At 51.5% G+C, this 14603-nt stretch carries 6 protein-coding genes and 1 pseudogene; all 7 read right to left on the reverse strand.

What is annotated here, in order from left to right:
* Positions 1–148 precede the first annotated feature (148 nt).
* Positions 149–712, reverse strand: coding sequence for a transposase (locus NX720_RS01855; protein WP_262599014.1), 564 nt, complete (start codon positions 710–712; stop codon positions 149–151).
* 48 nt (positions 713–760) lie between these two features.
* Positions 761–4732, reverse strand: a complete 3972-nt coding sequence (locus NX720_RS01860) for an ankyrin repeat domain-containing protein (protein WP_262599017.1) — start codon at positions 4730–4732, stop codon at positions 761–763.
* A gap of 559 nt (positions 4733–5291) precedes the next feature.
* The gene (locus NX720_RS26910; protein WP_404831040.1) at positions 5292–5525 is read right to left on the reverse strand and encodes a transposase; all 234 of its coding nucleotides are present in this window, start codon (positions 5523–5525) and stop codon (positions 5292–5294) included.
* Between the two features lie 4 nt (positions 5526–5529).
* Positions 5530–6810: pseudogene (locus NX720_RS01865) on the reverse strand (IS1182 family transposase); the annotation flags it as partial.
* Between the two features lie 48 nt (positions 6811–6858).
* The gene (locus NX720_RS01870; protein ID WP_262599020.1) at positions 6859–10308 is read right to left on the reverse strand and encodes an ankyrin repeat domain-containing protein; all 3450 of its coding nucleotides are present in this window, start codon (positions 10306–10308) and stop codon (positions 6859–6861) included.
* A gap of 160 nt (positions 10309–10468) precedes the next feature.
* Positions 10469–10750 (reverse strand): hypothetical protein, encoded by a 282-nt coding sequence (locus NX720_RS01875; RefSeq protein ID WP_262599021.1) that lies wholly within the window; start codon positions 10748–10750, stop codon positions 10469–10471.
* A 15-nt stretch (positions 10751–10765) separates the two neighbouring features.
* Positions 10766–14233, reverse strand: coding sequence for an ankyrin repeat domain-containing protein (locus tag NX720_RS01880; protein ID WP_262599023.1), 3468 nt, complete (start codon positions 14231–14233; stop codon positions 10766–10768).
* Positions 14234–14603: the final 370 nt, after the last annotated feature.

Consider the following 14603-nt stretch of genomic DNA (forward strand, 5'->3'; position numbering starts at 1 on the left):
CGTCTATTGGCTCGTCCGGATTGAGGGCTTTCTCACGCTCTTCCAGTGCTTTTTTGGCTGCCTTAATTTTCTTCAGCCGTTCTTCTTTAAACTGGAGGTCTTCAGGAATACTGTAGCCATTGGTTTCTTTGTAGGCGTCGTCTTCTTCCTAATCGCACTGGCTGGCTTTTTTGATCAGTTCATCAACCTCAGCGCTGAGTTCTGCCTCTTTGGCTTTAAGCCGGCCGTAGCTCATGGCCTTATGCTTTGAGCTGTTGGCTTTGAATTTCGAACCATCCAGACTGATATGCCCAAGCGATGCCAGTTTCAGCTCCATCGCCAGCTTGACGGACTGTTTGAAACAGTCATGAAAAAACGACAGGTTGTTTTTGCGGAAGTCCCCCAGGACACGAAAGTTTGGGCAATTCATCTGAGAGATGTACATGAATGTGAATGCCAGATCCTGCCGACACCGTTTTTCTATTTCACGGGAGCTGAATACACCATGACTGTAGGCGTAGATCAGGATACCTACGATCAGCTTGGGTGGGTAGGCATGCAGTCCAAGGTGATGGTACTGCTTTTCAACTTTCGAGGTATCAATGTTCTGGAAGATGGTCTCATAGATGTAGCAATCATGATCTTTGGGAAGAAGATCAAAGATGTTGGTTGGAAACAGCAGGTGCTGGTCAAACTCAACAGGGCTATCCTTGAATTTTGGAGGTGGCGACATCAGGCTTCATCAGGGCTGCGTTTTGAACGCTATTATATCAGATAAATCTTATTCTCGGTCAGGCTCCTCGGCAGCGGTCAGAAGTTTCGCGCACCCGGTGTGGCCGTTCCGGTTAGCAATGCGCAGCGGAGTGGCACCATTCGTCGTCAGGGCAGCCTTAACATCCGCCTTGGCATTAATCAGAAGCTTCACGCACCCGGTACGACCTTTCAGGGCAGCGAGGTGCAGAGGAGTGGCACCATCCACCGTCTGGGCAGCACCAACATCCGCCCCGGCCTTGATCAAAAGTTCCATGCACCCGATATGACCGCCCTGGGCAGCGAGGTGCAGAGGAGTGACACCATCCACCGTCCGGGCAGCATCAACAATCGCCCCGGCCTTGATCAGAAGTTCCACGCACCCGGTATGACCGCCTTGGGTAGCGAGGTGCAGAGAAGTGCTACCATCCTTCGTCAGGACAGCATCAACAACCGCCCCAGCCTTGATCAGAAGTTCCACGCACCCGGTATGACCGCCTTGGGCAGCGAAGTGCAGAGGAGTGCCACCAAACGTCGTCAGGGCAGCATCAACAGCCGCCCTGGCCTTGATCAGAAGCTCCACGCACCCGGTACGACCTTTCAGGGTAGCGAGGTGCAAAGGAGTGGCACCATCCGCCGTCCGGGTAGCATCAACAGCCGCCCTGGCCTTGATCAGAAGCTCCACGCACCCGGTATGACCGCCTTGGGCCGCGATGTGCAGAGGAGTGATACCATCCGTCGTCCGGGCAGCATCAACAGCCGCCCCGGCATTGATAAGAAGTTCCACGCACCCGGCATGACCGTTCTCGGCAGCGAGGTGCAGAGGAGTGCTACCATCTGTCGTCAGTGCAGCATCAACACCCGCCCCGGCCTTGATCAGAAGTTCCACGCACCCGGCATGACCGTTCTCGGCAGCGAGGTGCAGAGGAGTGTCACCAAACGTCGTCCGGGCAGCATCAACAGCCGCCCCGGCCTTGATCAGAAGTTCCACGCACCCGGCATGACCGTTCTCGGCAGCGAGGTGCAGAGGAGTGTCACCAAACGTCGTCCGGGCAGCATCAACAGCCGCCCCGGCATTGATAAGAAGTTCCACGCACCCGGTATGACCGCCTTGGGCAGCGAAGTGCAGAGGAGTGCCACCAAACGTCGTCAGGGCAGCATCAACAGCCGCCCCGGCCTTGATCAGAAGTTCCATGCACTCGGTATGACCGACTTGGGCAGCAAAGTGCAGAGGAGTGGCACCATCCACCGCCTGGTCAGCACCAACATCCGCCCCGGCCTTGATCAGAAGTTTCATGCACTCGATATGTCCGCCTTGGGCAGCGAGGTGCAGAGGAGTGTCACCATTCGTCGTCAGGGCAGCCTTAACATCCGCCCCGGCCTTGATCAGAAGTTTCATGCACTCGGTATGACCGACTTGGGCAGCGATATGCAGAGGAGTGGCACCATTCGTCGTCAGGGTAGCCTTAACATCCGCCCCGGCCTTGATCAAAAGTTCCATGCACCCGATATGACCGCCCTGGGCAGCGAGGTGCAGAGGAGTGACACCATCCACCGTCTGGTCAGCACCAACATCCGCCCCGGCCTTGATCAAAAGTTCCATGCACCCGATATGACCGCCCTGGGCAGCGAGGTGCAGAGGAGTGACACCATCCACCGTCCAGGCAGCATCAACAATCGCCCCGGCCTTGATCAGAAGCTCCACGCACCCGGTATGACCGTCTTGGGCAGCGAAGTGCAGAGGAGTGGCACCATCCGTCGTCAGGGTAGCCTTAACATCCGCCCCGGCCTTGATCAGAACTTTCAGGCACTCGGTATAACCTTTGTGGGCAGCGATGTGCAGAAGAGTGTGACCATCTTCCCACAGGGCAGCACCAACAACTGCCCCGGCATCAATCAGGGGTTGCAAGCACTCCGTATGACCATTCAGGACAGCAGCGTACAACAAACTGATGCCGAAACCCGAAACAGCTGAACGAAACTGTTTATTGGCAATCCTGCTGTCTAGTTCAAGCGAACGCTGCAGCGTTTTCAAATCCCCGGCACGACAAGCTTGCAGAGGCAGGTCTTCACAGAATTCAGAGTCTTCATAAAGCATGCCACCGTCCACTCGCACCAGCGGCAAGGCTTGTTGCCGACAATAAGCACACGAAGGTGATGCAAGAGCCGTAGCCGGAGCCTGTTCCCTAAGCCATCCGGCAATGCACTCCAGATGATATTGATGATTACAGTTCGTCTTGACGACCGAAATAGCGCCTAAGTCATCCTTGCAGATGGAGCACTTGTCACCCTGTAACTTCTCATTTCCTTCTGCAGCGGTTGAGCGCCCCCCCGCTACTGAAATACCAGCTTCTGGCTTCTCCTCTTCGCAAGGTCCGTGACAAGACGGGCAGTCGATGGTCTTGCTGTATGTATGTTTATCGTTGTCGGGTGGCTCTTCCCCCTCATCGCCTTTTTTCCAGCCACTCTCACTCTTATTATCCCGAGACGCTTTGTTTTTGCGGGCGTTTGAATTTGAGCCTTCTTGACTGCCTGCTGCCTCAGATGAACTGGCTTTGCTTTTTTTCTGATTCTGGCCTCCGCCTTCCTGGTGGGGTACCTGCCTCTCATCGTACTGGCTTGAAAGATCAGCTGACAACATCCCCCGGAACTGACGCACCAGCGTTTCAAGACCAGAAACCAGAAACTCAGTTTGTTTTGTTGACACGCTAATGTCGTCTGTTTCCAGCTGTAACTGCTGTTCCAGCCGTCTTCTCAATGCCTGGTAAACCAAACCCGCGTCCGTAAGTCGCCACCGGTCGTAGAACAGGGCTTCTTCATGTGTCAGCTCACCGGGAACAATGAGAATGCTCTGATAGTCAGTGTTTACCTGGTGTTGAGACAGCGACTGTTTCAGGGCGTCATCATCACGCTGCCACAGCTCCCGGTCATCAGTAGCCAGCGATGCCTTCAGGAATGACAAAATCCCCGGGGAACCCTGATCGTTTTCCGTTATTCCGGTTGCGGATGTATCCAAATCAGTCAGGTATTCAAGGTCAGCGGCAATCAGCATGATCCTGTTATCAAGAATCCGGGCCAGGTCACCATGACCCCGGACTATGGCCTGTTGCATTTTTTTTCGGAGGATTTTTAACAGTTGTCGTTTATTTTCCAGATTCTTCCTGTTCAGTTCTTTTGCTGAATCCTGCTCCGGGTACTCCTTGTCGCCATAGGCAATGATCAGTGGCTCAGGCTCGGCATCGAAGGTGTAATGAGTGCTGTCATTATCGTCATCGTCACCATCACCGCCACTCCCGGAAGCCACCAGACTACCAGTGACGATACCTGCAATGTCCTTCAGAGCTTCGGTATCCAAAAGTGCGAGATAGCTTTGCGCCTGCATGTTGAGCAGTTTTTCGTACAAAGCAACCAGGCTGACACTCCGGAGAATGTTGTCCCGGGTAATAACTACCCGCATAGAGGCATCGCTCACAGAAACAACAGCGGCAGGATAAGACGGTCTTTTAACAAGTCGCTGCCAGCTAGCAATCGCCTGATCCAGCTCTCCCTCAAGCCTGTTTCTTTTTCTGTCGTTTGCCTCTCTGGAAAAAGCACCGTCAGGAAGCAATCTGTTTTTTAACAGTGTTTTTAAAAAGGATGTCCGGGACGGTGATTCCGCCTGTAACGGGTTGTTGTGGCTTAATACGTTCCCGGGTCTGCCCGAAAAAACAACACCGGCGCTTCCGGCAGTTGAAAAAACGGTTGACAGGAAATAGAAAAGCAAACTGTCAGAGAAAGGAGAAAAAACTGCTCTGCTATCGTCAACAGGCTTAAAACATACCTGACCTCTGTCGGCTAAAAACGAATCAGCTAAAAACGCCTTTCCTGAAAAACCTGCCGTTAAATCACTGATTGGTTTACAGATAACACCGTCGGTGGCAGCAAAAAGCGCTGAACTGGCAAACAGGAAGATAATAAAAAGTCGTAAAAAGTCAGCACTCAGAGATGTCAAGTAATTATGCATAAGACGGCACTCAGCTAGTTCTCGTCCAAAAACGTAGCCACCTGATAATCGATAAAATTTGATCTGAGAATGAATGAAGCTCATCTGCTTTTTATAAACTATCTTTCCCGGAGCCTTTAATCACAAGTGACAGAAAAGGGCAGCAAAAAAGAAAAGACCTCAAATGCGTAAAAAAAGCAATAAGCAGTGTAGTCTGAATTTCCTATGTAAGTCTTCTCCAATATGAACGACGGAAGTTGTAAACGACGCATGGCCAGCCTGATCAGATGACCATGATCGCGCTGCGCATCAAACACGCCTTCGAACTTCCTGGAGTTTAAGAAGGTGGGCGGGTCGATAAAAAGTCGTTTTTATCCCGTTCAAAGCGATGATTTACGTAGCACTGCAAGTCGTATTTAACCAGTTATTGGTCTGACGGTTGACTATTCTCCTCGGAGCCTGACCGAGAATAGCTTAGGCAGTCCTCCTAAGGGTTTCACAAAATTCAAAATGAGCAAAAAACAACCACTTTTTGAGGTTAATTTGCTCATTTTTGCAAATTTACAGCTTTTCTTTACCTTTATGCCGCTTTTCTAACCTTTTTTAAATCCTCAAGACGGATTGAACCCGTTGAAGCTTTCTTCACAATTTTTTTGAAATTATGCACTGTGCATACCAGTGAAAACTCTGCTTCCACTTTCTCTTTCCCGCGCAGACTGAAACTCCTGAATCCAGAGTTTTTTATCTGACCAAACGGCGGTTCCGCTATTACTTTGCGACGTTCGTATACTGCCTTCGCTTCGCTTGTTTCCATTTTTTTTATTCATGGCTTGTCGTGCAGTTTCAAACTTGTCTGTGCGAATTACCCTACATGCACTTTTTTTGGAGCCACTGCATCTGGAGCGGTAAGGGCACTCTCGGCATACTTCCTTGTTTGCCCGGTAGCCTTTCCTCTTAGCTTTACTGGCCGGATTGGTAACCAATTTTTCCCCAGCCGGACAGATGAAGACGTCCGCTTCAATATCATATGTAAAATCCGCTTTGACAAACTTTCGATCAGTATTTTCAAAATCGGTGGCAGCCGGTTTTTCTTCCCTGTCAGTAGCGATATAACCGTCTATTCCGTGTTTATCCACAGCGTGCAGATTTGGCCCTGAAAAATAGCCGTTATCCATACTCCATTTATCCACAGCTGCGCCATCGGTAGACTCTGACAGAGCCTGAAGAGCAGGTTCTACTTCCTGTACGTCGTTGGCGCGTTGACTGATGTGTTGGCCGACAATGATCTGGTGATCCGAATCTACATTAATTTGGGCATTGTAGCTGTATTCGCAGTACCCCTTCTTGCTCATCATCCGGGCATCATGGTCTGCAAAGCTAATCTGCTTCTTGTCGTCTATTGGCTCGTCCGGATTGAGGGCTTTCTCACGCTCTTCCAGTGCTTTTTTGGCTGCCTTAATTTTCTTCAGCCGTTCTTCTTTAAACTGGAGGTCTTCAGGAATACTGTAGCCATTGGTTTCTTTGTAGGCGTCGTCGTCTTCCTGATCGCACTGGCTGGCTTTTTTGATCAGTTCATCAACCTCAGCGCTGAGTTCTGCCTCTTTGGCTTTAAGTCGGCCGTAGCTCATGGCCTTATGCTTTGGGCTGTTGGCTTTGAATTTCGAACCATCCAGACTGATATGCCCAAGCGATGCCAGTTTCAGCTCCATCGCCAGCTTGACGGACTGTTTGAAACAGTCATGAAAAAACGACAGGTTGTTTTTGCGGAAGTCCCCCAGGACACGAAAGTTTGGGCAATTCATCTGAGAGATGTACATGAATGCCAGATCCTGCCGACACCGTTTTTCTATTTCACGGGAGCTGAATACACCATGACTGTAGGCGTAGATCAGGATACCTACGATCAGCTTGGGTGGGTAGGCATGCAGTCCAAGGTGATGGTACTGCTTTTCAACTTCCGAGGTGTCAATGTTCTGGAAGATGGTCTCATAGATGTAGCAGTCATGATCCTTGGGAAGAAGATCAAAGATGTTGGTTGGGAACAGCAGGTGCTGGTCGAACTCAACAGGGCTATCCTTGAATTTTGGAGGTGGCGACATCAGGCTTCATCAGGGCTGCGTTTTGAACGCTATTATATCAGATAAATCTTATTCTCGGTCAGGCTCCTCGGCAGCGGTCAGAAGTTTCGCGCACCCGGTGTGGCCGTTCCGGTTAGCAATGCGCAGCGGAGTGGCACCATTCGTCGTCAGGGCAGCCTTAACATCCGCCTTGGCATTAATCAGAAGCTTCACGCACCCGGTACGACCTTTCAGGGCAGCGAGGTGCAGAGGAGTGGCACCATCCACCGTCTGGGCAGCACCAACATCCGCCCCGGCCTTGATCAAAAGTTCCATGCACCCGATATGACCGCCCTGGGCAGCGAGGTGCAGAGGAGTAACACCATCCACCGTCCGGGCAGCATCAACAATCGCCCCGGCCTTGATCAGAAGTTCCACGCACCCGGTATGACCGCCTTGGGCAGCGAGGTGCAGAGAAGTGGTACCATCCTTCGTCAGGACAGCATCAACAACCGCCCCAGCCTTGATCAGAAGTTCCATGCACCCGGTATGACCGTTTTCGGCAGCTAAGTGCAGAGGAGTGACACCATTCGTCGTCATTGCAGCATCAACAATCGCCCCAGACTTGATCAGAAGCTCCACGCACCTGGTACAACCTTTCAGGGCAGCGAGGTGCAGAGAAGTGCCACCATCCGCCGTCCGGGTAGCATCAACAGCCGCCCTGGCCTTGATCAGAAGCTCCACGCACCCGGTATGACCGCCTTGGGCCGCGATGTGCAGAGGAGTGATACCATCCGTCGTCCGGGCAGCATCAACAGCCGCCCCGGCATTGATAAGAAGTTCCACGCACCCGGCATGACCGTTCTCGGCAGCTAAGTGCAGAGGAGTACTACCATCTGTCGTCAGTGCAGCATCAACACCCGCCCCGGCCTTGATCAGAAGTTCCACGCACCCGGCATGACCGTTCTCGGCAGCGATGTGCAGAGGAGTGTCACCATCCGTCGTCCGGGCAGCATCAACAGCCGCCCCGGCATTGATAAGAAGTTCCACGCACCCGGTATGACCGTTCTCGGCAGCTAAGTACAGAGGAGTGCTACCATTTATCGTCAGTGCAGCATCAACACCCGCCCCGGCCTTGATCAGAAGTTCCACGCACCCGGTATGACCGCCTTGGGCCGCGATGTGCAGAGGAGTGCCACCAAACGTCGTCCGGGCAGCATCAACAGCCGCCCCGGCCTTGATCAGAAGTTCCATGCACTCGGTATGACCGACTTGGGCAGCGATGTGCAGAGGAGTGGCACCATTCGTCGTCAGGGTAGCCTTAACATCCGCCCCGGCCTTGATCAGAACTTTCAGGCACTCGGTATAACCTTGGGCAGCGAGGTGCAGAAGAGTGTGACCATCTGCCCTCAGGGCAGCACCAACAACTGCCCCGGCATCAATCAGGGGTTGCAAGCACTCCGTATGACCATTCAGGACAGCAGCGTGCAACAAACTGATGCCGAAACCCGAAACAGCTGAACGAAACTGTTTACTGGCAATCCTGCTGTCTAGTTCAAGCGAACGCTGCAACGTTTTCAAATCCCCGGCACGACAAGCTTGCAGAGGCAGGTCTTCACAGAATTCAGAATCTTCATAAAGCATGCCACCGTCCACTCGCACTAGCGGCAAGGCTTCTTGTCGACAATAAGCACACGAACGTGATGCAAGAGCCGTAGCCGCAGCCTGCTCCCTAAGCCATCCGGCAATGCACTCCAGATGATATTGGTGATTACAGTTCGTCTTGACGACCGAAATATCTCCTAAGTCATTCATGCAGATGGAGCACTTGTCGCCCTGTAACTTCTCATTTCCTTCTGCAGCGGTTGAGCACTCCCCCGCTACTGAAGTACCAGCTTCTGGCTTTTCCTTTTTGCAAGGTCCGTGGCAAGGTGAACAGTCGATGGTCTTGCTGTATGTATGTTTATCGTTGTCGGGTGGCTCTTCCCCCTCATCGCCTTTCTTCCAGCCACTCTCCTTCTTATTGTCCAGAGGCGCTTTGTTTGTGCGGGTGTTTAAATTTGAGCCTTCTTGCCTGCCTTCTGCAGTGGCTTTGTGTTTTTCCTGATTCTGACCTCCGCCTTCCTGATGGGGTACCTGCCTCTCATCGTACTGGCTTGAAAGATCAGCCGAAAACAGCGCCCGGAACTGACGCGCCAGTGCTTCAAGACCAGAAACCAGAAACTCAGTTTGTTTTGTTGACACGTTAATGTCGTCTGTTTCCAGCTGCAACTGTTGTTCCAGCCGTCTTCTCAATGCCTGGTAAACCAAACCCCCGTCCGTAAGTCGCCACCAGTCGTAGAACAGGGCTTCTTCATGTGTCAGCTCACCGGGAACAATGAGAATGCTCTGATAGTCAGTGTTTACGTGGTGTTGAGACAGCGCCTGTTTCTCGGCGTCATCATCACGCTGCCACAGCTCCCGGTCATCAGTAGCCAGCGATGCCCTCAGGAATGACAAAATCCCCGGGGAACCCTGATCGTTTTCCGTTATTCCGGTTGCGGATGTATCCAAATCAGTCAGGTATTCAAGGTCAGCGGTAATCAGCATGATCCTGTTATCAAGAATCCGGGCCAGGTCACCATGACCCCGGGCTATGGCCTGTTGCATTTTTTTTCGGAGGATTTTTAACAGTTGTCGTTTATTTTTCAGATTCTTCCTGATCAGTTCTTCCGCTGAATCCTGCTCCGGGTACTTCTTGTCGCCGTAGACAATGATCAGTGGCTCAGGCTCGGCATCGAAGGTGTAATGAGTGCTGTCATTATCGTCATCGCCACCATCACCGCCACTCCCGGAAGCCACCAGGCTACCAGTGACGATACCTGCAATGTCCTTCAGAGCTTCGGTATCCAAAAGTGCGAGGTAGCTTTGCGTCTGGATGTTGAGCAGTTTTTCGTACAAAGCAACCAGGCTGGCACTCTGGAGAATGTTGTCCCGGGTAATAACTATCCGCATAGAGGCATCACTGATAGAAACAACAGCGGCAGGATAAGACGGTCTTTTAACAAGTCGCTGCCAGTTAGCAATCGCCTGATACAGCTCTCCCTCAAGCCTGTTTCTTTTTCTGTCGTTTGCCTCTCTGAAAAAAGCACCTTCAGGAATCAGTCTGTTTTTTAACAGTGTTTTTAAAAAGGATGTCCGGGACGGTGATTCCGCCTGTAACGGGTTTTTGTGGCTTAATGCGTTTCCGGGTCTGCCCGAAAAAACAACACCGGCGCTTCCGGCAGTTGAAAAAACGGTTGACAGGAAATAGAAAAGCAAACTGTCAGAGAAAGGAGAAAAAACTGCTCTGCTATCGTCAACAGGTTTAAAACATACCTGACCACTGTCGGCTAAAAACGAATCAGCTAAAAACGCCTTTCCTGAAAAACCTGCCGTTAAATCACTGACTGGTTTACAGATAACACCGTCGGTGGCAGCAAAAAGCGCTGAACTGGCAAACAGGAAGATAATAAAAAGTCGTAAAAAGTCAGCACTCAGAGATGTCAAGTAATTATGCACCTTTAAGCTCCTGCCTACAGCTCGGAGTTATTGAAATTATGCACAAGACGGCTCTCAGCTAGTTCTCGTCCAAAAACGAAGCCACCTGATAATCGATAAAATTTGATCTGAGAATGAATGAAGCTCATCTGCTTTTTATAAACTATCTTTCCCGGAGCCTTTAATCACAAGTGACAGCAAAGGGCAGCAAAAAAGAAAAGACCTCAAATGCGTAAAAAAAGCAATAAGCAGTGTAGTCTGAATTTCCTATGTAAGTCTTCTCCAATATGAACGACGGAAGTTGTAAACGACGCATGGCCAGCCTGATCAGATGACCATGATCGCGCTGCGCATCAAACACGCCTTCGAACTTCCTGGAGTTTGAGAAGGTGGGCGAGTCGATAAAAATCGGGTCATAGTCGTTTTTATCCCGTTCAAAGCGATGATTTACGTAGCACTGCAAGTCGTATTTAGCCAGTTATTGGTCTGACGGTTGACAATTCCCCTCGGCAGCGGTCAGAAGTTTCGCGCACCCGGTCTGGCCGTTCCGGTTAGCGATGCGCAGCGGAGTGTCACCATTCGTCGTCAGGGCAGCCTTAACATTCGCCCCGACCTTGATCAGAAGCTCCACGCACCCGGTACGACCTTTCAGGGCAGCGATGTGCAGAGGAGTGATACCATCCGTCGTCCGGGCAGCATCAACAGCCGCCCCGGCCTTGATCAAAAGTTCCACGCACCCGATATGACCGCCCTGGGCAGCGAGGTGCAGAGGAGTGACACCATCCACCGTCCGGGCAGCATCAACAGCCGCCCCGGCCTTGATCAGAAGTTCCATGCACTCGGTATGACCGCCTTGGGCAGCGAAGTGCAGAGGAGTGGCACCATCCGTCGTCAGGGTAGCCTTAACATCCGCCCCGGCCTTGATCAGAAGTTTCATGCACTCGGTATGACCGACTTGGGCAGCGATGTGCAGAGGAGTGACACCATCCGTCGTCAGGGCAGCCTTAACATTCGCCCCGGCCTTGATCAGAAGTTTCATGCACTCGATATGTCCGCCTTGGACAGCGAGGGGCAGAGAAGTGACACCATTCGTCGTCCGGGCAGCATCAACAGCCGCCCCGGCCTTGATCAGAAGTTTCATGCACTCGATATGTCCGTCTTGGGCAGCGAGGTGCAGAGGAGTGTCACCATTCGTCGTCAGGGCAGCCTTAACATCCGCCCCGGCCTTGATCAGAAGTTTCATGCACTCGGTATGACCGCCTTGGGCAGCGATGTGCAGAGGAGTGGCACCATTTGTCGTCAGGGCAGCATCAATAGCCGCCTTGGCCTTGATCAGAAGCTCCACGCACTCGGTATGACCGACTTGGGCAGCGATGTGCAGAGGAGTGTCACCATCCGTCGTCCGGGCAGCATCAACAGCCGCCCCGGCCTTGATCAGAAGTTTCATGCACTCGATATGTCCGCCTTGGACAGCGAGGGGCAGAGAAGTGACACCACTCGTCGTCCGGGCAGCATCAACAGCCGCCCCGGCCTTGATCAGAAGTTTCATGCACTCGATATGTCCGCCTTGGGCAGCGAGGTGCAGAGGAGTGTCACCATTCGTCGTCAGGGCAGCCTTAACATCCGCCCCGGCCTTGATCAGAAGTTTCATGCACTCGGTATGACCGACTTGGGCAGCGATATGCAGAGGAGTGGCACCATTCGTCGTCAGGGTAGCCTTAACATCCGCCCCGGCCTTGATCAGAACTTTCAGGCACTCGGTATAACCTTGGGCAACGAGGTGCAGAAGAGTGTGACCATCTGCCCTCAGGGCAGCACCAACAACTGCCCCGGCATCGATCAGGGTTTGCAAAAACCCTGCATGACCCTTCAGGGCAGCAACGTGCAACAAACTGATGCCGGAACCCGAAACGGCTGAACGAAACTGTTCATTGACAATACTACTGTCTATTTCCAGCAGACGCTGCAGTGTTTCCAAATCCCCGTTACGAGCAACATTCAGAGGCAAGGATTCACAGAATTCAGAGTCTTCATAAAGCTTGCTGCCGTCCACTCGCACCAGCGGCAAGGCTTGTTGCCGACAATAAGCACACGAACGTGATGCAAGAGCCGTAGCCGGAGCCTGCTCCCTAAGCCATCCGGCAATGCACTCCAGATGATATTGATGATTACAGTTCGTCTTGACGACCGAAATAACGCCTAAGTCATCCTTGCAGATGGAGCACTTGTCACCCTGTAACTTCTCATTTCCTTCTGCAGCGGTTGAGCGCCCCCCCGCTACTGAAATACCAGCTTCTGGCTTCTCCTTTTTGCAAGGTCCGTGGCAAGGTGAGCAGTCGATGGTCTTGCTGTATGTATGTTTATCGTTGTCGGGTGGCTCTTCCCCCTCATCGCCTTTTTTCCAGCCACTCTCACTCTTATTATCCCAAGACGCTTTGTTTTTGCGGGCGTTTGAATTTGAGCCTTCTTGACTGCCTGCTGCCTCAGATGAACTGGCATTGCATTTTTTCTGATTCTGGCCTCCGCCTTCCTGGTGGGGTACCTGCCTCTCATCGTACTGGCTTGAAAGATCAGCTGACAACATCCCCCGGAACTGACGCGCCAGCGTTTCAAGACCAGAAACCAGAAACTCAGTTTGTTTTGTTGACACGTTAATGTCGTCTGTTTCCAGCTGCAACTGTTGTTCCAGCCGTCTTCTCAATGCCTGGTAAACCAAACCCGCGTCCGTAAGTCGCCACCGGTCGTAGAACAGGGCTTCTTCATGCGTCAGCTCACCGGGAACAATGAGAATGCTCTGATAGACAGTGTTTACGTGGTGTTGAGACAGCGCCTGTTTCAGGGCGTCATCATCACGCTGCCACAGCTCCCGGTCATCAGTAGCCAGCGATGCCTTCAGGAATGACAAAATCCCCGGGGAACCCTGATCGTTTTCCGTTATTCCGGTTGCGGATGTATCCAAATCAGTCAGGTATTCAAGGTCAGCGGTAATCAGCATGATCCTGTTATCAAGAATCCGGGCCAGGTCACCATGACCCCGGACTATGGCCTGTTGCATTTTTTTTCGGAGAATTTTTAACAGTTGTCGTTTATTTTCCAGATTCTTCCTGATCAGTTCTTCCGCTGAATCCTGCTCCGGGTACTCCTTGTCGCCGAAGACAATGATCAGTGGCTCAGGCTCGGCATCGAAGGTGTAATGAGTGCTGTCATTATCGTCATCGCCACCATCACCGCCACTCCCGGAAGCCACCAGACTACCAGTGACGATACCTGCAATGTCCTTCAGAGCTTCGGTATCCAAAAGTGCGAGATAGCTTTGCGTCTGGATGTTGAGCAGTTTTTCGTACAAAGCAACCAGGCTGGCACTCCGGAGAATGTTGTCCCGGGTAATAACTACCCGCATAGAGGCATCACTCACAGAAACAACAGCGGCAGGATAAGGCGGTCTTTTAACAAGTCGCTGCCAGTTAACAATCGCCTGATCCAGCTCTCCCTCAAGCCTGTTTCTTTTTCTGTCGTTTGCCTCTCTGGAAAAAGCACCGTCAGGAATCAGTCTGTTTTTTAACAGTGTTTTTAAAAAGGATGTCCGGGACGGTGATTCCGCCTGTAACGGGTTGTTGTGGCTTAATACGTTTCCAGGTCTGCCCGAAAAAACAACACCGGCGCTTCCGGCAGTTGAAAAAACGGTTGACAGGAAATAGAAAAGCAAACTGTCAGAGAAAGGAGAAAAAACTGCTCTGCTATCGTCAACAGGCTTAAAACATACCTGACCTCTGTCGGCTAAAAACGAATCAGCTAAAAACGCCTTTCCTGGAAAACCTGCCGTTAAATCACTGATTGGTTTACAGATAACACCGTCGGTGGCAGCAAAAAGCGCTGAACTGGCAAACAGGAAGATAATAAAAAGTCGTAACAAGTCAGCACTCAGAGATGTCAAGTAATTATGCACAAGACGGCACTCAGCTAGTTCTCGTCCAAAAACGTAGCCACCTGATAATCGATAAAATTTGATCTGAGAATGAATGAAGCTCATCTGCTTTTTATAAACTATCTTTCCCGGAGCCTTTAATCACAAGTGACAGCAAAGGGCAGCAAAAAAGAAAAGACCTCAAATGCGTAAAAAAAGCAATAAGCAGTGTAGTCTGAATTTCCTATGTAAGTCTTCTCCAATATGAACGACGGAAGTTGTAAACGACGCATGGCCAGCCTGATCAGATGACCATGATCGCGCTGCGCATCAAACACGCCTTCGAACTTCCTGGAGTTTAAGAAGGTGGGCGGGTCGATAAAAAGTCGTTTTTATCCCGTTCAAAGCGATG

Origin of the sequence: Endozoicomonas euniceicola (assembly GCF_025562755.1) — a bacterium.
Taxonomy (GTDB): domain Bacteria; phylum Pseudomonadota; class Gammaproteobacteria; order Pseudomonadales; family Endozoicomonadaceae; genus Endozoicomonas_A; species Endozoicomonas_A euniceicola.

What these genes read in the sequence shown, in the direction of transcription:
- NX720_RS01855 (WP_262599014.1), bottom strand. Translation starts at nt 712, where the DNA reads ATGTCGCCACCTCCAAAATTCAAGGATAGCCCTGTTGAGTTTGACCAG.
- NX720_RS01860 (WP_262599017.1), bottom strand. Translation starts at nt 4,732, where the DNA reads ATGCATAATTACTTGACATCTCTGAGTGCTGACTTTTTACGACTTTTT.
- NX720_RS26910 (WP_404831040.1), bottom strand. Translation starts at nt 5,525, where the DNA reads ATGGAAACAAGCGAAGCGAAGGCAGTATACGAACGTCGCAAAGTAATA.